The organism is Bacteroidota bacterium (genome assembly GCA_016718825.1).
In the GTDB taxonomy this organism is placed as follows: domain Bacteria; phylum Bacteroidota; class Bacteroidia; order J057; family JADKCL01; genus JADKCL01.
On sequence record JADKCL010000009.1, the window covers coordinates 145,619 to 166,938 of the forward strand.

Annotated in this window: 10 protein-coding genes; 7 read left to right on the forward strand and 3 right to left on the reverse strand. The window is 49.5% G+C overall.

Translation table 11 applies throughout. From position 1 onward, the window contains the following. Positions 1-408: 408 nt before the first annotated feature. From IPN95_12650 to IPN95_12675, 6 genes are all read left to right on the forward strand, one after another. Complete coding sequence (locus IPN95_12650) at positions 409-4,800, forward strand: gliding motility-associated C-terminal domain-containing protein (protein MBK9450234.1); 4,392 nt, start codon at positions 409-411, stop codon at positions 4,798-4,800. Beyond that, positions 4,797-5,411, forward strand: coding sequence for a type IX secretion system membrane protein PorP/SprF (locus IPN95_12655; GenBank protein MBK9450235.1), 615 nt, complete (start codon positions 4,797-4,799; stop codon positions 5,409-5,411). Before IPN95_12650 ends, IPN95_12655 begins: the two co-directional genes overlap by 4 nt. After that, complete coding sequence (locus IPN95_12660; GenBank protein ID MBK9450236.1) at positions 5,408-6,679, forward strand: hypothetical protein; 1,272 nt, start codon at positions 5,408-5,410, stop codon at positions 6,677-6,679. The genes IPN95_12655 and IPN95_12660 overlap by 4 nt, the downstream gene beginning before the upstream one ends. A gap of 576 nt (positions 6,680-7,255) precedes the next feature. Then, positions 7,256-8,899 carry a hypothetical protein gene (locus tag IPN95_12665; protein ID MBK9450237.1) on the forward strand — a complete coding sequence of 548 codons (1,644 nt, stop codon included), beginning with the start codon at positions 7,256-7,258 and terminating at the stop codon, positions 8,897-8,899. Next, positions 8,896-10,476 (forward strand): gliding motility-associated C-terminal domain-containing protein, encoded by a 1,581-nt coding sequence (locus tag IPN95_12670; GenBank protein ID MBK9450238.1) that lies wholly within the window; start codon positions 8,896-8,898, stop codon positions 10,474-10,476. Before IPN95_12665 ends, IPN95_12670 begins: the two co-directional genes overlap by 4 nt. A 3-nt stretch (positions 10,477-10,479) precedes the next feature. Beyond that, positions 10,480-12,378 (forward strand): type IX secretion system membrane protein PorP/SprF, encoded by a 1,899-nt coding sequence (locus IPN95_12675; protein MBK9450239.1) that lies wholly within the window; start codon positions 10,480-10,482, stop codon positions 12,376-12,378. A 111-nt stretch (positions 12,379-12,489) separates the two neighbouring features. Here IPN95_12675 and IPN95_12680 read toward each other — a convergent pair whose 3' ends face one another. From IPN95_12680 to IPN95_12690, 3 genes are all read right to left on the reverse strand, one after another. Then, positions 12,490-14,682, reverse strand: coding sequence for a T9SS type A sorting domain-containing protein (locus IPN95_12680; protein ID MBK9450240.1), 2,193 nt, complete (start codon positions 14,680-14,682; stop codon positions 12,490-12,492). Between the two features lie 598 nt (positions 14,683-15,280). Next, positions 15,281-16,219 (reverse strand): TerB family tellurite resistance protein, encoded by a 939-nt coding sequence (locus tag IPN95_12685; GenBank protein MBK9450241.1) that lies wholly within the window; start codon positions 16,217-16,219, stop codon positions 15,281-15,283. Positions 16,220-16,243: 24 nt separating this feature from the next. Then, complete coding sequence (locus IPN95_12690) at positions 16,244-18,253, reverse strand: hypothetical protein (GenBank protein MBK9450242.1); 2,010 nt, start codon at positions 18,251-18,253, stop codon at positions 16,244-16,246. Between the two features lie 634 nt (positions 18,254-18,887). Here IPN95_12690 and IPN95_12695 point away from each other — a divergent pair. Continuing rightward, the gene (locus tag IPN95_12695) at positions 18,888-21,293 is read left to right on the forward strand and encodes an OmpA family protein (GenBank protein ID MBK9450243.1); all 2,406 of its coding nucleotides are present in this window, start codon (positions 18,888-18,890) and stop codon (positions 21,291-21,293) included. Positions 21,294-21,320: the final 27 nt, after the last annotated feature.

Below are 21,320 nucleotides of genomic sequence, written 5' to 3' on the forward strand. Positions count from 1 at the left end.
TTCTTTACAATTGTAAGAGGAACCAATGCCTTTGCTGCACCAGGAGGGGTTGCCAAGGGTTTAGAGCTTTGGCTTGATGGTGGGAAAGGTATCCCGGCAGGCCCAAGTGTGAACGCGTGGAACGACCAAAGTGGCAATGATCACAACACCGCATGTTCCTGTACTGGTATTTCTGGCTTGTCAACGGCAATTGGTAAGAAATTGAATTATCGTCCTTTTGTGGAAGCATCTGCATTGGATCGAATTTGGAAGACCAGCAATTTGTTTCAGGGAAAGACGGTCTTCATCGTTGCAAATGCAAAACAGGGTGGGGCTTCCCAAAATGGACTATTCGGTTTCGAATCCTTGCGATATCCCAATCGGAATTTCTATTTAGGAGGTTTCATAGCTACTGAACGATTTGACTCTATGAATGTTGCGGAGGTCATCGTGTATGACAATACCCTTGCTGGAGCTGGTAACAACGCTTTTGAGCGTGTAGAGAGCTATTTGGCCGTCAAGTATGGTCTGACGCTTACACATAAATACAGGATGAGCGATTGGGATGGTGTCGCCAACGTGGATATCTATGACCCTGCTACCTATCCATTTGACATTGCGGGCATTGGGCGCGATGATAATGGTCGCCTGTACCAACGGCAAGGAAAAACATCAGATGTAGATTCATTGGTTTCATTGGCATTGGGGTCGCATTTTTTGTATGATACGTTAAACAGCAATCCCATCGTTTCGGACAAGAATTTTATCATGACTGGCCATGACGGCGGAGATATCTCATGTTGGAGCACCAATGAAATTTCCGTCGCAGGGAAAAGAGGCATCTACCGTCGGGTTGCAAGAGAATGGAAGTTGCAGAAGACAGCTGGATGGGGACCTGAACAGGTAGAATTTCGCGTTTTGGCTGATAATCCAAACGCCAACCTTCCTTCTTTGCCAGTTGGTGCCTCATTTGTGCTGATTACTGACAACGACAACAATTTCCGTGATGGAAATTCAGTTGCCCATCCGATGACGTTAAGCTCACCTGGCGTCTATACTGTGACCTTGCCGACTTCCACTTTTCCTGGTCCTGTAAATTTCTTTACGATTGGTACCGAGATGGACTCCGTCTTGCTTGGCAAGCCGATCAAGTGTGTTGGAAACACCTTTAAGGTTTTTGGCTCTCGGTTGGGGGACGTATGTACGGAACTAAAACTCAGTGACGGTGCCAACAACTATTTTGGCGTATCAGGCCCTGCGGTTACTGACACAACATTCTTCATTGCAAGCAATTTACCGGGCGGTTGCGTGGATACGCTTCTTTGGAGAATTCCTTTGGTAGCTAACCCCTCAAACTTTGACCTGCTGGTGGATACGACGACGGGCGCATCTGGCTGCAATTCAACCGTAATTGCTTCCAATATTGACAATGCTCGCAATCTGGTTGACTCGATTTTGGTTGATTCCAGTGAATTGGCAAATATTTCTTGGCCTGGAGACTCAATTTACTGCGCCAATGGGCCAAATGTTCTCCCCATTATTGGTACCGGAACTACTGTTGGTTTGTTTAGCCTGATCGGAGGTCCACTAGTTGGTACTCCTAACCTCCTAATGCCTAACAATAATACTGGTGGTTTGCTTGTCCATTCGGGATCCGTAGGAACGCATACAATAAGATATGTTACTAACGGAACATTTCTATGCAAGGATACCGCAATTGCCACCATCAAAATCAGACCCGTCACCACACCGACGATTTCCTATGTGGGATCGCCGTACTGCGGTGGCAATCCGTTCTCGGATCCTGCGGTAATTTCCGGGACTGCCGGAGGTACCTTTTCGTCCGCTCCCGGATTGGTATTTAGCAATACGTCAACGGGGGTTGTGGACTTGCCCGCTTCTGCGCCAGGCACTTATACCATCTTTTACAATCCCCATGTGGACTCCTGTGCCAACGTTGCCTCCACGACCATCGTGATCAACGCGCCGGAAAGAGCCTATTTTGATTATCCAGACTCGGTATTGTGCTTAGGAGCCGCCCAAGAATTGCCCTCCATCCAGTATCTTCCTTCCTCTGGTTCGTTTACACGCATCGCAGGAGCGGGTACACTCAACGTGGATCCCAATACAGGTGCGATCAACTTGGGAACTTCATCTGCTGGATTCTACTATGTCCAATACGGCGGCATTTCCGGTACATGTACCTACACTGCAGTTGATTCCTTCCGCATCAAAGCCCCAACCGATGCCACTTTTAACCTCGCCAACGATACGCTTTGCCTCAATGATCCGGCGTTTATTCCAGCACGGACCGATCCGAATGGCTACTTCACGAGCTTCAACAACTTGATCGGGATTCTCGTGGATTCGTTGACTGTAAATCCAGCGGCAAGTACGCCGGGGGGGCCCTATGAGCTTGTTTACATTGTACCCGATACTTTTTGTTCGGATACATTCTCGCTGCCCTTGTTTTTTAGAGGAGTGGCCGCAGCGAACTTGACCTACTCAGACACGGTGCTCTGCGAAAATGAGCCGAATATTTTCCCCGTGTTCCAATCTGGCGTGGCAGGCGGTTCATTTTTCTCTACCAATGGAGCCATTTTTGTGGATTCGTTGACGGGGGAGTTGGACATCTCGCTCACACCGGTCGGCCCGAACTACAACGTATTTTACGTAGTTCCGGATCCAAGCTGTCCCGATACCGTGCTTGCTGCAACGATCGACATCGATTCGATACCGACACCCGATTTCTCGATCCTCGTGGACAGCATTTGCCAGAATTCGGGATTCTATGAAATTGATGTCCACCGCATCAGCAATTACAGCTTTTCCTTGTTTATCGGCGCCAATCAGGTACCGGGTGCGATCGTCGGGGATTCGATCAACATCGATATCCTTCCTGCGGGTGGCCCTTACATGATTCAAAACATTCAGACGACTACGGTTTGTAGCGATACCGCCTACGATTACCTTACCGTCGTGGAGCAGGATTCGGCGGGGATCATTTTTGCGCCGAATATCATTTGTCTCAATGACAACGACCCCTTCCCTTTGATTACGGGCGATGGGGGTGGTGTGTATTCGCTCGGACTTTCGCCGTCGTTTGTAGCTGTCGATCCTGACTCTGGTATCATGACCTTGGACACCAACATGGTACTGGGTATCTATTGGGTCGTGTATCAAACGACTGGTTTGTGTTCGGACATAGACTCGGCATTTGTGGATATCCGCAACAACCTCTCTGCACAATATGATTACTTGGCCATCGAGTACTGTCAAGCAGATACGTTTCCGATCAGTCCGGAACCTGGCTTTGCGAGTGGAGGCGTTTTTGAAGCGGATACAACGGGCTTGGTCTGGATCGATAGCATTGCTGGTATTTTTGATCCGCATGCCTCCGCCCCCGGCACCTACCTTGTAGAATACAACATCAGCAGCGCGGGAGCCTGCGAAGCGGTGTGGACGGACCGGGTCACAATTGTAGAAAAGGACACCCTGACAACGCTGACCTATGTGGGAAGCCCCTACTGTCCGTCAGATCCAGACCCTGACCCTATTTTGACCCATAGTGCGGATTCGATGGGATTGTACTCAGGTACGGGGGTTTATTTCTCCGATCAAGACCGCGGTATCATTTCTTTGGCGGCCACCTTGCCTGACACGTACGTGGTCGAGTTTGCAAAGCGTACCGTGTGTAGAGAAGTGTTTACCTTCCCGATCCGGATCAAGCCCGCCGCAGTAGCACAGTTCGGCTATCGAAACTCTGTTTATTGTATCGGACCAGATAGTTTGTTGCCACTTTTTGTCTCGAGTCCAGGAGGTTCATTCGTCGGCATTCCTGATTCCTTGGGTGACAATATGACGATTGATCCATTGACGGGGGCCATTGACTTGTTTGCGACCTCGCCTGGCACTTACCAAGTCAATTATACAATTCCGCCATCAGGGCAGATATGTGGCGGTACGGGGACATTTGCCTTACGAATTTTACCGCAGCCGACTGGGATCGATTTGAGCAGCAATCATCCCAACGATACGATTTGCGAAAACACATACGTACTCTTCCGCGCCTCGGGAGCCGAATTGGTGAATTATTATCTCAACGGCGACTCGGTTGGCTCGGGTATCGAATGGGAAGGTATCGGTTTGGACTCGGGTGACGTCGTTCAGGCGTATTTCAAGACCGCACTGGGTTGCGAGGATTCGATCACGCGCGTGATGCACGTCTTTGACATTCCGGAAGCCACCATTTTGTCTGCGCCAACGATTCTATCGGGTACGGACTCATTGGAAATTCCGGTGGAGCTGTTTACCAATGATACTTGGCTGCAATGGGCCGTGGCGGGAATGGGCGCTGTTGAATTCAGTGCAGATACCGGAAGATCCATTATCGGAGACTCCGGCATGGTGATCCCCATCGGAAATACGGTCTTTTTGGACAGTGACATCAACCCGGCGCAGTTTACGCTGACAATCGTGCCCAAAACGTTCCTCTGTACCGGGACGCCCGAAACGGTAACGATTCGTGTGAATCCCAATGACAAGGACGTGTTTGTGCCACAGGTGATGACCCCGGATGGCAACGGACAAAACGATACGTGGCTGATTCAAGTCAAAAACGGAATAGATCCTGCGCTTTACACGATTCAGTTGTTCAATTCTGCCGGCGCCTTGGTGCATACGATGACGCCGCTCAATGACCTCTTTACCGGAGACAATGCCAATGCAGGGTATCTCACAGATGGGGTTTATTGGTACCTCTTGTTGGATGAGAAAGGGGAGAAAATTGAGGCAGGTGGTCTAACGATCAGAAGGAAATGAGAAAGCACAACACTACTTCCGTGATGCGGTTGTCGCTCCTCTCCGGAATGGTCATGGCAGTAATGCTGATGGCGAATTACGGCTTTGGTCAGCAGCTTCGAATGTCCAATTCGTTTATATTCAATCCATATCTGGCAAATTGTGGCTCGATAGGCGTGAATAACCTGACCAATTTCTTTGTCAGCCACCAACAACGGCGGATGGCAGAGGGCACGAATTGGCGGTCGCTTTCCCAGTTCCTGAATTTCAGAAGTCAGCCACTCGGTCGTCACGGCAACTTTGCCTGGGGTGCGAATGTGAACAATGACATTGAATGGACCGAATTTCGCCTCGGCATCAACGTGACCGTGGCGGCAGCGATCATCAATACCAAGTCAATGCGGCTATCCGTCGGAGTTACCGGCGGATTTATCAACTGGGGTTCGCGGTATGACAAGGTGCGTGTGTATGACCGAACCGATGTATTGATTGCGGAACGCGGCAATTTCGGGGAATTGGATGCAGGATTTGGCGGGGAATACCGGTTCTGGAACAAGTTTTTGCGGGCTGATGTCAATGTCTTTACGCAGCAATTGCCGGGAATGCGATTTCCAATACACTTCCGGGATTGAACATTTATCCCCACCTCTTCGGCGGCGCCGGAATTCTGTTTTCTCCGATTCACAACCTGTACATTGGCCCGCGTGTGTTTTATCGGAATATCTTCTCGCATGGCGACACGACACAGTTGGGCGCACCCTTGGATGTCGGCTTGAAGGCCGAATTTGACCGTCAGAATCTTTGGATGGGCGGGTCCTACCGTATCAATCAAGGAGCATTGACGATGGGCTTCGGGATGCGGATCGCGCAAACGGATACCGTTGGAATGCCGGACCTCGTCGGGTATTTTGTGGATATGAATGCCTCATTTGCCTTGCCGATGGGGGAGGGAGCGGTGATGGGACCTACATTTGAGTTGGGCCTGAATGTCGCGTTTGGCCGTAACCGCAAGCATCTTTACCGCCGGGATACGATTCGACCCTCAAGTGGATCATTTTGGGTGGATGATGGTCACCTGAACGACCACATGGTTGCGCGTTTGAAGCAAACTGCCCCATCCGGTCTGCAAGGGAACACGCAGGTAAGCCCCAAATCGGTGGTTTTGACCTATGAATGGGACGACAACAGTTATCAATATGTTGGGAGTACCCCTCAAAAAGCCAAAGATACCCTGATTTCGGAATTGGGCGAAGAGTGGTTGGGAACGGATGCCATTCTGGAGAATATGGTAGGGGAGGTGATCAAGGAAGCGCTCAGTCCGGATACGTTAGGGATTTCAAACCCGGATGTGCTGGAGAGGTTGAGTGGCTTGGTCTACATCGAGCTCGCCTGTCAACTGTTGGTCGATGAAGAGGAAGCAGATGATTTGGCCAAGGGCATGATGTATGAAGGCGAATTGGGGACCAACAATCGTACGAAAGATTCATTGTTGCTCAAGGTGGTGTACAACGATGCAGATACCGTGATCGGGATCGGCAAGGACCGTCAAATCACCAACTTGGAGTTGGCTTGTTTGAAACTCCATGCCATGCGCAAGAAGTTGGAATACGAGCTGAATGAAGCTTATGGAGAGAACTGGGCGGTGTATTGGGAAGGGGAGCCTTTGTCGGTGGCAAAATCGCAGGGACGCAAGGTGGTTTACCTGAAGAAGCCAAGGATTACGCCCAACCACCCGCACCAAGATGCTTTCCAAGTAAACGTGATCCGTTTGCGATTCGCAAGAGGCGAGGGAATGGACAACGATCAAGTAGGTGTTGATCCAGAGGCAGGCGCAAAACGTCCAAAGCGGCGCAAGGATCGTGACAAGGAACGGAAGACCATCAGGGATAAGGTATATTGATCATGGGAGCAATGGGAAAAATCAGCGTGTTCTCAGATGGCCTTGTTGCAGGGACAGTTTCATAAATCATTTGATTCTGTTAGGCATTTGCTTAGTTTGTGCTGTTTTCTTTTTTCTTCAGGGTTGCTTTCGCGCAGGGGACATTAATAGTTCTCCAATCACCATTTTCCGAATATTGGGCACGGACTGCGATCAAGTTTATTGGGACCAATCTTTATGATGATCCCGTTTCCTACGCCAAATTGCGATTCAATAGGCTTGGAGAAACATTGCTACCAGTCAAATTTATTCTTTAACCTTGGAACCCAATCACAGATGCAGGTGACCCAACTTATAGGGGGTTTTCTCCCAATCGTATTTTTGGACGATTCCCAATTCTGCCTTGCGGTCAATACGAGTTCATTCTGAATGATGATGAAGTTGTGCAATAATGCTGGGACAAATTGGTCGACCCGTTTACGGTACTGATTGCTGCGAATGCAAGTTTGTCTTATCCTAATGGTGGAATTTATTGCTTGAACGGCAACAATCCCGCTCCGCCCACGATCACGGGTGACCGGTGGAACATTTTTTGATTTGACGGGAAATGGAATTTTAGGAAATAGTTCCACGGGTTCACTGATCCTACACAGTGGTACAGCAGGACTCAACAACATCCGCTTCATTACTAATCCCGTTGGTGCATTGTGTCGTGATACACTGGACATCCCCATCCAAGTCGATACCCTTCGCCTCCAAAGCCTGAGTTATGGAGGGACGGCTTACTGCCAAGGCTCCACTGTTTTGAACGTGGCGGCACCATTTGATGCAACGGGCGGATCTTTTTCCTGCATCCCTTCGACTTCTGCGCTGAATTCACTTACTGGAGCATTCGACTTATCGATTGCCCCCTCCGGCGGCTATGCGATTACATGGACACCCGGGCCAAGTGCCTGCGAAAATCCGCATACGGTCTCCATTCAAGTGGATTCCCTTGTCGCAGCAGTCTATGACTATGACTCGGTTTACTGCGTTGGATCGAGCGCCAATACCCTTAACTCGGTTTCCTTTTTGCCACCCGGCGGATTTTTCCAAGAGGTGGGCGGATCAGGAAATCTGGTTTTCTTGGATTCGATTACTGGCGAATTGGACTTGGACAGTACGCCTGCAGCATCACAGTACATTGTCCAGTATTTGGTGACAGGTGGTTGCGTTTCCTTGACAAGGGATACATTTGAAGTGCGCATCGCTGCCAATGCTAATTTTAATATTGCCAGCAGCGTTTGCTCCAATGAGGATTCCTTGGCCGCCACGGGGTTTGTTCCCGGTGGTAACTTTATCTCCAGCACAGGTGACATTAATTTCTTTTCGCCGAGTTCTGCGGGAATCATTGAAGTGGACAGTTGTACGATCGGCGGACCATTTACGCTCTTTTACTTCGTCAACGATCCCGTTTGCCCGGATACGGTGGAGCGGCACGTGACCATTTCGCCGGCACCAACAGCATCGGTGGACTATGTGGATTCACCTTATTGTCTCAAAGACAGCGATCCGATTCCGTTTTTCATCTCCGGCTCCACAGGCGGGACCTACTCGATTTCACCCACCGGCACAATAGGTGCAGCAAGTGGAATTGTGGACCTCATGGCAACCGGTCCGGGACAATATGCCATCAATTATACTGCTACCGTTTCGGGTTGCACAGCGGTATTTGAGTTGGACTCGATCGAGATTCTTCCCATGCCGATTACCAACTTTGACCTCCTGGACACTTCGCTTTGCCAAAACAGTGGTTTGCACCTGATTCAAGTGATCACCTCAGCAGGCGCGGCGTTTTCACAATTCTCCATGACCAATGGACAATTTGTCGGATTTCCTGGTGCGATTTCGGGAAACAATTCGATCAATACCGATACGCTGCCCGCAGGTGGCCCATTCCGAATTCACCGTTTGGTCGATGACGGGACATGCAAAGACTCCTTGGTGGACTATGTTTGGATTTTGATAGAGGAGGACCCTTCCTTTATCTATGCACCTTCCGAGTACTGTCAATCTGACCGCGATCCATCTCCTTTGATCTCAGGCGATGGAGGTGGAACATTCATTGAAATCAACTCCACGGGGCTTGTAATGGCAGACAGCACCGGCCTCATCGAGGTCTCAGCTTCCTCACCGGGTATCCATACGATTCAATACACCACAAGTGGCCCTGTCCGCAATCCTCCACGTTTGATGTCTTGATTACAAGCTCGACAAGTCCCAACTTTGGTTATTTGGAAAACAGCTATTGCGAAACCAATACCGATACCATTTTTCCCAACGCGGTGCCCAATTTGCCACTTGGCTATTATCACTTCGAGGTTTCAAACCCGGGACTTGTATTGATTGATAGCCTTACGGGGGCCTTGGACATTTTCGCGAGCGATACCGGAAGCTACAATGTGACGTTGTATTTGGACAGTACCTCTGGAAACTGTATCACCGAAGCAAGGGTCTCGATTGAGATTCTTGGGTATGAAGATGACAGTATCGACTTTGATACGCCGATTTGCAAAACGGATTCCTTTTTGCAAATACGATATGACTCCACAAAATCGGGGGTATTTTTTGCACCAAGTGGTTTGGTTTGGGAAGACCGGGATTCGGGTTTGGTTGCGATTTACGCGACAGCAGTCGGAAGCTATCAAATCCGCTATGAGATTACCGGTATATGTGCTGAGCAGTTTACAAAAACCCTGAGTGTAGAAAACCCGGCGGATCCGAGTTTCCAATTCCCACTTGGAGAAAGGGCGTTTTGTCCTTCAGAGGGGTCAACTGTGGCCAATCCGGTCAATCCCGGAGGCGTGTTTACTTGGACCAATTTTCCTACAACCACCACGGGAACGCTTCTTTTGGACTCCTTGACGGGTGTGATCAATCTCTCAGGGTCAAGTTCAGGATCTTATGATGTCAACTACCGCACGAATCTGGGCTGTGATGGAGATACCACGATTCAGATATTGGTTTATTCCAATCCTGCGGCACCAAGGATTGACTTGTCTCCCAACGATTCTATCTGTTTGGGGCAAACGCTTGAAGTTTCAGGATTTGGTAGTTCGTTTTTCAAAATCCGGGTGAATGGTGTGGAAAGAACCACGCAATCCACCTTGCAAGTCCCTGACTTGGACAGCAACGCCATCATTGAGGTGGTCTTTATCACCCAACAGCTTTGCAAGGACTCGCTTGATACCTTGATCACCGTTTTGCCGATTCCCAATGGCATCCCCATCGTCAATTTCCCCACGATCACCGGCACCGATGAAATCGATTTTGACATGACCACCAACGTGGACAATACCAGTTTCTCTTGGACCCTGGCGGGAATTGGTCTGGTGACCTTTGACAAAACACTGGATTCGATTGCTCCGATTTTGATTGGCGACTACGGAAATATTCATGTGGTGCCGACATTGTCCAATGGCTATGAACCGGCGCAGGCTGTCTTTTCCATTGTGCCCGAGGCTTATGGATGTGTTGGCGACACCGATGTGGTGATCATCAAAATCAACCCCAATGATTTGCCGATTTTTATTCCCGAAGTCTTTACCCCCAACGACGACTTGAAAAATGATCGTTGGTTGATCCAATGGAACAACAATATTGATCCCAACAACTACACCATGTTGCTGTACAACCGCAGCGGTGGGCAGGTGGAACGTTTTGACCATCTGCGTGATGACTGGGACGGAGGAAGCCTCCCGGATGGCGTTTATTGGTGGCAACTATACGAAGGCCAAGAATTGTTCATGAAAGGGGCAGTAACGATTAGGAGGCGATAAGTCATGAAACCTTTGACAACACGGATGAAAATGGTAGGTCGCCAATGGTTCGTTTTCGCGCTCGTGGCCGTTGCCTCCTTTGTTGGAGCACCAAGGGCAAAAGCACAGCAGTTGCCGATCTCCGACAACTATCTTTTTAATCCCAGGTGGATGAATCCCGCAATGATGGGAACCCGGAACCTGAATCATTTTATGATGTCCCATCAGCAGCGCAAGCTAAACTATGGGGAGACGGTACGGTCCATGAGCCAATTCCTCAACTTCAGTACCGCGCCCCTTGGAAGGGGAGGGACATTTGGAATGGGTGGATTCTTGAACCACGACATTGAGCATACTGAGCAGCGGATCTCCGTCAATATCGCGGTCGCTGCCAAACTCATCAACAATTCGAATTCCGTTTTGTCAGTGGGCATCAACGGGGGCTTGATCAACTGGGGCTCCAACTACACAGGGCGGCGCGTCTATGACCGGGATGATATCTTGGTTTCCAACCCCACCAACTTCGCCGATTTGGATGCAGGGCTTGGCGTGCGGTATGCGTTTAACAACTATTTTATCCGCACAGAAGCCAATCTCGCCTTTACACAGCTGCCGGGCAATCTGATATCCAATCGCTTGCGCGGAATCTGGTTGAATCCGCACATGTTGGGTGGAGGTCATTTTCAGCTTTCGCCAGACAACAACTTTTATGTCGGCCCGATGCTGTTTTATCGCAACACCGTCTTCAACCAGGATACGACGATCAAGGCAGGGCAATTGGATGCCGGCATGAAGGTGAACATCCTGCGCTGGGGACTTTGGTTTGGCGGTGCCTACCGTATTGGGAATGCCGCGCTGACAGGTGGCTTTGGATTGAAATTGCTCAACCCCGATACCTTGTTTGAGGAAAGTCGGAATGCCTTTTTCCTTGACCTCAATGCGTCGGCGAGCTATCCCATGAATGAAAGTTCCACTTTTGGGCCCAGTTTCGAAATCGGATTGACGATGGCCTTCGGACGGGTGGGTGAATACAATGTCACGGTGGATACCCTGCAGTTGATTCGGGGATCTTTCTGGAAAAATGACGGTAATATCAACACCCATCGTATCAATCGCCTGAACAAAAACGCACCTCCGGAACTTGCGGCGATTACCGAAGTGTCAGAGAAAAACGTCACGCTCACCTACGAATGGGATGACAATGTGTACCGCTACGTGGGCGAGAATCCGGAGCCTGTGAACGATACTTTGCTTTCCTCCGTCGGTCGAGAATGGCAAGGGGTCGATGGGATTCTGTCCAATATCGTCACGGAAGTGATCAAGGAGGCCTTGCATCCTGACACGGCCCAGGTAGCCAATCCTGATAGTTTGGAACCGCTCAAGGGCTTGATTTTGGTGGAACTCAACGGCAAGCTGAAAGCCACTGAACTCGAAGCGGACTTTGGAGCCCAAGGCGCCAAGTTTCTTGGAATGCTTCCGGAGCGTATCAAAAGCGACACCCTGCGCATGCGGATCGAATACGATGGAAACGATACCACCATCGTCGTTCACAAAAACAAGAACCTTTCCAACTTGGAGCTCGCTTGTCTGAAGCTGCATTCCATGCGGAAGAAGTTGGAACATGAGATCAATAAATACTTCAACAAGGACTTCTTGCTTCTTTGGGAAGGCGCACCGACGCCAAGTGACGACGTGATCAATAGCCGCAGTGTTGTGTACCTGCAACGCCCCAAAATCACCTCCAACAACCCGAACCAGAAGCCTTTTATGGTTCCTCAGGTCAAGTTGGTCTTCACGCGATACACCAACTACTTCGATACCAAGGCCAAGGAAAACGAAAACAAGGTCAAGAACAAGGAGGAAACCCAACTTGAAAAGCAAAAGCGGAAACGCAAAAACCAATACCGCGTCTTGGTCGAATAGTGTTGAAGTTCGGCCGTTGTGTCGAATGTGATCAAGGCAAAAAAGAAAGCTGCCAACCCAAGGAATTCCATTTCCTCCGGTTGGCAGCTTTAGTTTTTAGAAAAATGAACCTTATTGAATTTGAATCAATTTTTGGATGAATCCCAGATCGGCGGTTTCAATGCGCAGCAGGTACACGCCCTTGGGCAAGAAAGTCAAGTTCAAGTTGCAATTGGAAGTGACATCGCGGTGGACGGGTTGGCCCAATGCATTGAACACGGTAAGGCCGGTCCAAACGACATTCTTGCCTTCGATGCGAAATTGGCCAGCGCTCGGATTGGGGAATACCGTAACCAATGCAGCAATTTCAGCGTTTTGAATGCCGATAATGGTCATTTGGATACAAGCAGACGTATCTGTGCAGCCATTTTCAGTAACGGCCACGGCGTAGTTGCCGGAGATCGCAGGAGAAAAGGATTGCCCTGTTTCGCCCGAAATTGCTGCAAAGCCATTGTTGCAATCCAACCATTGGTAGGTCGCGCCAGAGGCGGAAGCTGTGATGGTATTGCCTGCTGCTGTGGCAGTTGCGTTCACCGAATTCACAGAAAGATTCACCGTGATCACACTGTCGCAGCCATTGATCGTTGAAAGCGTATCGAGATAAGTCCCGGAAACCGTCCAAACTTGGTTACCACTAGGGGAGAGGTAGGAGCCCGTGCAGGAAATGGCCGTGAGTGTCGATGCAGCGGAAGGATTGATCGTCAAGTTGATGGTGATGATGCTGTCGCAGCCACCAACGTTGGGGATGGTATCTTGGTAGGTGCCGGTGGTTGTCAGAATCTGGCCGGATGGTGAAGTATACGTGTCGCAGACAATTGGGGAAATTGTTTCACTCGAATGGTTGCAACGGGTGAGTTTGAGATCATAGGCATCCTCGAGACCTGCGGTGGTAACATTCAGTGTGCCATTTCCAGGATCAAAATCACAAATATTTCGAAAAGATCCTGTCGAGTAGATGAACCGATCATGTATTTTGACGTCCCAATTGAGGTCATTTAAGGTGCTTCCGACCTTCACGGCCCAAATGAGATTCTCGAGAGATCCAATTTTTGCCAAGAAAACATCATTGATCCCAAGGCTTTGAAGTTGTGTGACACCAGAACCTGGATCAAAGTCAATCAAGCCATTGCTAGAGAAATTCCCAGCAAGATAGCGGTTGCCGGATTGATCCAATGCAAAGGAATGAACAATAACATTTCCTTCCGGGAAGCAAAACGCACTCTGAAAGCTACCATCGGACGCGGCAAGTTTCGTTACAAATCCAGTTCCCGTCAGATTAAACACACCATTATTGGGATCAAAGTCTGCGGTGCCCATGATGCTTCCAGCAACATTAAGTTTGTCATTTTGATCTAGGATCAAATCCCTCCCTTCATCGTCACCTGTTGCGGAACCCCAACTTTTTGCCCAAACAAAGTCGCCAAATGCTGTCAACTTAACTACAAATGCGTCAGGATACCCAAGAGAACCGTTGGCCGTGAGTAGGGTAATTCCTGAATTGGGATCAAAATCAACGACATCTGCAAAATATCCGGTTGTGTATACTTCGTCATTAGCATCGGTGAATACCCCGTAGCCCCGATCTCCATATATCCCTCCGATGGATTTCGCCCATAGAAAATTTCCATTAGGGTCTAATTTCGCAACGAAGATATCATTAGAATTTTGGGTTGAGGTCAAGTTGTAAAGCCCAGCATTTGGGTCAAAATCTACATTCCCCATGAATTCCCCTGTAATAAGAATGTTCCCTGAATTGTCAACGTGAAGATTGTATGCCCTTTCGTTACTTGCTCCAGACATTTGTTTGACCCAGAGGAAATCGCCGGCCATATCTAGCTTCAGAACGAAAATATCCGTGGCAGCTAAGGCCGTCAAATTGGCAACTCCTGTCCCTGGGTCAAAGTCGCCTGTCCCAGTGAATTCTCCTACGATATAAGTCTCGCCAACTGAGTTCTGGTCAATTTTCCATCCTCTGCCTCCAAATTGCTTAGCCCAAATGAAATTCCCTGAACCGTCTAATTTTCGAATGTATCCACCGCCGCCAGAGGCAGCATTCATACTAAATGCATTTGGACCTGGATCAAAATCAATTGTTCCACCAAAAATTCCGACGGTGATGGAGCTTCCTGAGCCGTCAACGAAGATCCCAGATCCTTGTTCTGCGCTCGCACCCCCTAGCTGCTTCACCCAAACCAAATCCTGCCCCAATAGCCGAGTCCCACTCAGCCCGACGAGGCAAACCACAAAAATTAAAAGCTGTTTCATATAAAGGTTGTTAAAAGGTAAAAGTTCGATTTGAAGTCCTTTTGGGGCGTTTCCGATCCCAATCAGGGGTACACAATGAAATCCCGAAAGGCAAAGCCTTCGCAAGAATTCTAATGATCAAGGAATAAGTAGGTAGATCATGGAGGCTGTAAGAACGAAAATCAAATGTAGAAATTCATTCCCGGTTTGCCAAATAATTCAAGGTCATTAGCTTAAGGAGAACAGCATCGAAGAGAAAAGCAGGTCAGGTGGATTCCAACGTGTACAACCGACACCATTGACGTTCTTCCCGTTTACTCGCCAAGTTGGCCAAAACGCCTCGCACACCGATCACTAGTTAACTCTCCATTGCTTGCGCGAACCCAATGGTTTACTGACGTGATAACATTGCTCCGCAATTGCTTGCGCGAACCCTGCGGGTTTACCGACGTGATGTACTCCGTGTCGTCTATATTCAAAGGACTTCGTGATGTGCTTCGCAGTTGCTCCGCAATTGGCCACGCCGAACTTTGATTAGTATCGCTGATTAGCTTCGCAGTTCTCAACTCTCAACTCTCCACAAGCAGCTTTTCACTTTTCCCTATTCACTTTTCACTTATCATCCAACGCGCCGCTTATACGCAATCCGACAGCGTTCCGCGTCGTCGTGGTTGAGTTTGATTTTGTCGGCGACCTGAAACAGGTCTTCGCGCGGTTCATCAGGATCGATGTTTTGCTCCATCACATAAAATTTGGCAAACTTGATCAATTCCTCGCGACGGTTGTCGGGCAATCCGAAGACATCGGCGTATTCCATGAGCAATTCCTCTTCGACCGGATCCATTTCCAAGTCGATGAGTGCAATCACCCAAGCCATCATGTAAATGGTAGCTTTTACACCCTGTGTGACCTCTTCGGCCTCCACTTTGGAAACGGGATCGGCTTTTGCCAAGCGGTCCAGCGAAGGTTGATCCACTGGAATGATCGCTTTGAAAAATTCGGATTCTTCCTTGCTGATGGTGCCGTCGGCGTAGGCGAGCTCGGCCATGGCGCGTGCAAAGACGTTTTTGTCGTGCGGGTCCGCAATGGGATGCGCATTGATTTGCTCCTCAAACGGCGACTTGGGGGGTGGGGGAGGTGCAATCAGGGCTTTGCCCCATTCGCCGGACACTTCATCGAAATGGAAATTGTCCTTGACCCGCATAAATGCATCGACGATGGCATTGTGCACATCCTCTTCTGAAGGCCCCTGCCCAGGTCTGACTTCCTGCGCAGCCGTCGTCATCGCCGTGGTCGAAAGTCTGCCTATGACTCCGCCGCCAACTACGCCACGGATCGCGCGCGATGCAACCATGCGCGCCTGACTTGTCGCAACCGAGGCAACCCGGCGTTTGACCTTCGAGCCGATATCATTGCTTTTCTTGATATTGGCCTTGCTTTCAAAGACCTCCTGCGAGCCGGGAAGTGCAAATTCGACAAATACATTCCGACCGTCATTCTCCTGAAAGACGATCAGCGGCTCGATTTGCTCGTAGGTAAATTCTTGTTTCTTAGCCATTGCCAATACCTGATGGGTTATTCTTTAAATCGTATCCTCTTTGATCCATTTTGCCAAGCGTTCCCACTTTTGTGGAAGCGATGGTTCTTTGAAGTGCAATCCGCCTTCCGGGGCAAGAATCCCCTGACGGATGAAATATTCGATCAAGTCACGCAGTTGCGCCTCAAATCGTCCGACCTTTTGCAAAACCTCCGCTTGACCGACGCCCTTATTCTGCGGATCCAAGGTCACGATCGCGACGAGCAATCGCTGTGCCGCGCGCTTGCGCAAACTGGGCATCAACGACTCATAAATTGTATTGGCGCGTGAAGCCGCCTCGGCTGCATCGTTGGGAGACGCGCCAAAGTCCTCCTTGAATTCCATCGAGAATTCCAAAGTCGGTGCCTCTGCCTGACGCTGTGAGCCCTGCTCCGAGAAATGATCCTCCAACCCGTTGTCGATCACCATCGAGCCGGATTTTCCGAAAATCCACAGCTTCATCCTTTCCCACTTGTCAGCAAGATCGGGATCGCTGAGGTTGATCATCGACTCCATCAGAATCGTACCGGGCGGATCGACTTCCAAAACACCGGCATGGGCAAATACCTCGAGCACGTCGATCAACCGGCTTGCAAACCTTCCCATGGCATGCACGAGCGATTCCACACTCAGCGCACTTTGCCCGGATGCCATTTTTGCATTGCGTCCAAGGACGGTAAGTGCTTTTGTGGCGATACGCTTATCCAAGGCCGATCGCAATGCCTGATAGGCTGCCTCGGCACGTTTTTCAACTGGACCCGACCGGTCGACTTTGAAGTCTGAACTTGCGGCACCGATGGTTCCGGCTTTCTGCTCGGCCATCGTGACCGTGACAATCTGCCGTGGTTTGCGGCGGCCACCTTCCTTGCGGATGTCGTCCAGCACTTCGGCCCAGTCACGGACCAATTGCCGCACGTTCTTTTCAATCTGAACCAAAGGTTCGTTTTCAAAATACAATTCCTCCGCCAAAAGGCCGCTCAATCTCCGCAGCAATTCGTCGGTGAGCACCTCGGTGAGCTGCCATTTCAGGTGCTCCACGAGTTCTTCGCGTTCATCGGCTTCAAGAGCGCCAATATTGCTTTGCAGCAACAATTGCGGCCAAATGACATCAACAATGCCCCTGAGTTGCTTCGTGATCATTTTCACGTTGTCTGCAGGCACCATTTTGGATGCTCCGGGATTGCCATCCTTTTGCATCTTTTTCCATTTGACCTTCAAGACATCATACAAATCCTCTGAAATTTGTTTGATGCGTTTGACGGCAACTTGCTGATAGATTTCCTGATTTTTCAGCCATTCAGGGGAAAGCACTTCGGTCTCACTGTCGTCTGACATGACTCTGACGCGCTCCTGAATGAACGTATCGCCGATCGCAGCTTCAAGTGCTTGCTGATTGGGATTGTAAAGTCGGAAGTGACAGGCCTCGACCGCATTGTGAAGGTCCCTGAAATTTTGTTTCCAGAGGTCTGCCTTGGGCGGGCGCAAGGCCACCGTGACATAAATTTGGCGTTGGTCAAAGCTTGCATTCAGCAGCAGCCTGACAAACATATGCTTTTGCTCTTGGCTCAGGATCGTGGTGAAAAACAGGTTCTCAAACTGATCGACGATGACCAAGAAGTTGTACTGCTTGATCTGCAGGAATTGACGGTAGATGTTGAGCAAGCCATGACCATCCTTGGTAAGAAGGGCCTGCTTGATGCTCGATTCAAAAAGTGGATCTACCTTTTCATTGGCGCCAACAAGGATATTGGCGGTTGGTCCGGCGATCGCCTTGGTGAGCAAGTCAAACGGGTTGTCGTCGCGGTTGAGGCGAATGTGGGCAACCTTCCACTTCATGCCGGCCTTGGCCTTGAAGCGGCTTTCGTTTTCCTTCATGTTGCGCACCTCTCGTTCCAGACTGGACCGGAGTTCAGACAATACGCGGGACTTCCCACAGTTGCGCGGTCCTGAGATGGCTACAAAATGGTGTTGGCGCATCCGGCTGCGCAGCTTTTCAATTTCTGCTACCCGCGACATTCAACAATTGTTTGATTCCAGTTTCCAAAATCGATGCTGTTTCGCTCGTTTTTTACCTTGAGCACTCACTAAGGTAAAGAAAAATATCACTTGGGGTACTTTCCCGAGCTGAAATTTACCGAATAATCAATGGAGTTGTCTGTAGGACAAGGAAGGTTGGTTATCCACATCCGGATAAAGTGCTGAAAGCCAAAGATATGTGGATAAGTGGGCTATGTGTGGCTGTAAATGGCTTCTAAACCCTTGAATACGGTGATTTTGGCCACGAAAAATTTAATCTGCCGTCTATGTCGGCGGTGTTAATATTTTTCGCTTTTTTGCCTAACGCGTCACTATACCCCTGCATTCGGCTTTGCCGGACAGCAAGGGTGTATGCTTGATCGGATGGCATTCTTTGATTTGCCACATGATCAGAAAGCGCTACGTTCTTTGCAGCCACGCGTCAGAAGGCGGCCACAGTAGAAAACGCATGCAAATTACTTGGCTGCGTGCATTCTTCTTGATCGGATTTGCACATCCTTGAAGGGGGATTGTAGTGATTTCAGGACGACGCGACAATGGGAATGATATATCAATTCAGAAGCACTTCCTTATGAAGTATTTTCAAATCTTAATTTTATTCATCTGCCTTGGAATGGCACACATCGGTGTGGCGCAAGGCAATGAATCCGGCAAGGCAACGCGTCTCCAAAATACCCGTTATTGGGAAAAGGAGATTCCTGCATATAAGAAGGTGTTGGAAAATGGTCAGCACCCGACTGTCATGGAGAAGCTGGCCGATTGCTACCGCATGACGGGAGATTTGGAAAAGGCGGAAATTTGGTACAAAAAAGCGATTGAAAACGGCAACCAAAACAATACTTGCCGTCTCAACTATGCCAAAGTGCTCCAAAGCAATGGCAAGTACCAAGAGGCCAAGGATCAATTTGTATTGTATGAAGAGATTTCGGGCGAATATGCCTTGGGAGACAAATACATCGCCTCTTGTGAGATGGCCATGAAGCTCAAGGATGACCGCAACCGGTATGAAATCCAGCCCGTAACACGCCTCAACACAAGCTATTCCGATATTATTGCGATCAATTCTCGCGACGAAATCGTTTTTGCAACGCGCGGCAAGCGTTCTGAAATCGGTACTTTGCGCGCAAAATCAGACAAGTCCGAGTCGTCTGACTATGATTTTTACGAAGCACGTAAGCATGGAGATGGCACGATTGCAGACATCAAAGCCGTGAAAGGGATCAACAGCCCTTACGACGATGTGGGCGCAGTCAAGATGCCGGGCAGCGATTTGGTACTTTTTACCCGTGGTGCTGATCAGGGACCATCGAAGAAAAAGACGGTGGGTAACAACGAACCCACCCGCGAAGTCAAAATTTTGGGCGCCAAGAAAATGGGCCGCAAAATGGAGCAGGTAGGCGACCTTCCGATCAATTTTGCTGACGGAAATTCCAACTTCCATCCTGCTGTACATCCAAGTGGGGACATGATTGTATTTGCCAGCGATCGCCTTGGCGGTCAAGGCGGTACAGATTTGTACATGGTGCGTCGCGTCGAAGGCAAATGGAGCAAGCCCGAGAACTTGGGTCCCTCCGTCAATTCGGTAGGTGACGAATTGTTCCCGACCTTCAACAAGCAAGGACACTTGTTTTTTGCTTCTGACGGCAACGTCGGCTACGGAGGGCTTGACCTTTTTACCGCGGATTTTGCCAACAATCAGTGGAGCGGAACCACCAACATGGGAACCGGCATCAATTCGCCGAAAGACGATTTCGGGATTATTTGGGACGCTACGACCTCTTCGGGTTATTTCAATTCGAATCGCAATCCCAATTCAGGAGATGATATTTACAGCTTCAAGCGCACACCGGGCATCACCGGCCAAGTGTTTGACGGCTTGACCAAGGAAGTTTTGCCAGGCTCGATCGTGCGTCTGAAAGACATCAACGGCAACGAGAAGATCATTATTGCCGATGGCATCGGTCAGTTTGCTGAGCCTTGCAAGGACAATACGGGCTACCTCATTACGATCGATGCCCCTGGATTCCACACTTGGAGAGATACCTTCTGGACCAAGTCGATTCCACAAGGCCGCGACATCAATTTGGATGTGTACCTCGAGGTCGAGCAGATGTTTGAGCTCAATGGCATGGTGCATGACCAAGCCGACGGTATGCGCTTGGGTGACGCTGCGATTCAAGTGATTCAGGACGGAAACATTCAGCGCACGTTGAATGCAAGCAGTGATTCTGCAGATTACCGTGTGCGTTTGAAGCCTGGCGATGACTATACGGTGATCTTCCGCAAGGACGACTACGTACCGCGTATCGTCAACCTCTCCTTGACCAATTTCCGCGGGGTGGAAGTGCGCACGAGAAATGTGCCGATGCAACGTGGTCAATATGTCCTGATCAATGGCACCGTTTCAGAAGACGGTACAGCCGGAACGCCGATTTCGCATGCGGCGATTCAGATCGTCAACAACAATACACAACAAGTGGTGGATTCGGCGATGTCGCTCAAGAATGGCACCTTCTGGGTTGCGATTCCTTGGGATTCGATTTCCAATTATTCGATCATTTCGGCGAAGGAAGGCTATTTTGCTACAAGTCACCACATTGCGGTTCGCGATTCCAGTGACATGATGGTCAACATTGCCATGCGTGATGCCGATTTCGGATTGGACAACAGCATCAAGGTGATCCACTACGGATACAACCAAACGACGCTGGACATCATTTCGAAGAAGGATCTGAATGAAATTTACTTCTTCTTGATGCGTAACCCCTTGGCAAAGCTTGAGGTACGTTCACATACGGATTCACGCGGTACGAGCAAGTACAATCTTGAACTCTCTCGCCGTCGCAGCGAATCCGTGATCAAGTACATCCAAGCACGGAAGCCGCTTCCCGATGACAGGTTTGTTTCTTGGGGATTTGGTGAAGAATTTTTGGTGAATGATTGCATCGACAATGTACCTTGCGATGAAAACAGTCACGCACTCAACCGTCGCACGGAGCTCAAGGTTGTGGAGCATTGATCAGGGATTATTGGATAGGTGAAATCA

Bases quoted from the DNA above. Each gene is read 5' to 3' on its own strand.
- IPN95_12690 (MBK9450242.1), bottom strand. From the start codon at position 18,253: ATGTCGCGGGTAGCAGAAATTGAAAAGCTGCGCAGCCGGATGCGCCAA.
- IPN95_12675 (MBK9450239.1), top strand. From the start codon at position 10,480: ATGAAACCTTTGACAACACGGATGAAAATGGTAGGTCGCCAATGGTTC.
- IPN95_12655 (MBK9450235.1), top strand. From the start codon at position 4,797: ATGAGAAAGCACAACACTACTTCCGTGATGCGGTTGTCGCTCCTCTCC.
- IPN95_12695 (MBK9450243.1), top strand. From the start codon at position 18,888: ATGGCACACATCGGTGTGGCGCAAGGCAATGAATCCGGCAAGGCAACG.
- IPN95_12650 (MBK9450234.1), top strand. From the start codon at position 409: ATGAATGTTGCGGAGGTCATCGTGTATGACAATACCCTTGCTGGAGCT.
- IPN95_12685 (MBK9450241.1), bottom strand. From the start codon at position 16,219: ATGGCTAAGAAACAAGAATTTACCTACGAGCAAATCGAGCCGCTGATC.
- IPN95_12680 (MBK9450240.1), bottom strand. From the start codon at position 14,682: ATGAAACAGCTTTTAATTTTTGTGGTTTGCCTCGTCGGGCTGAGTGGG.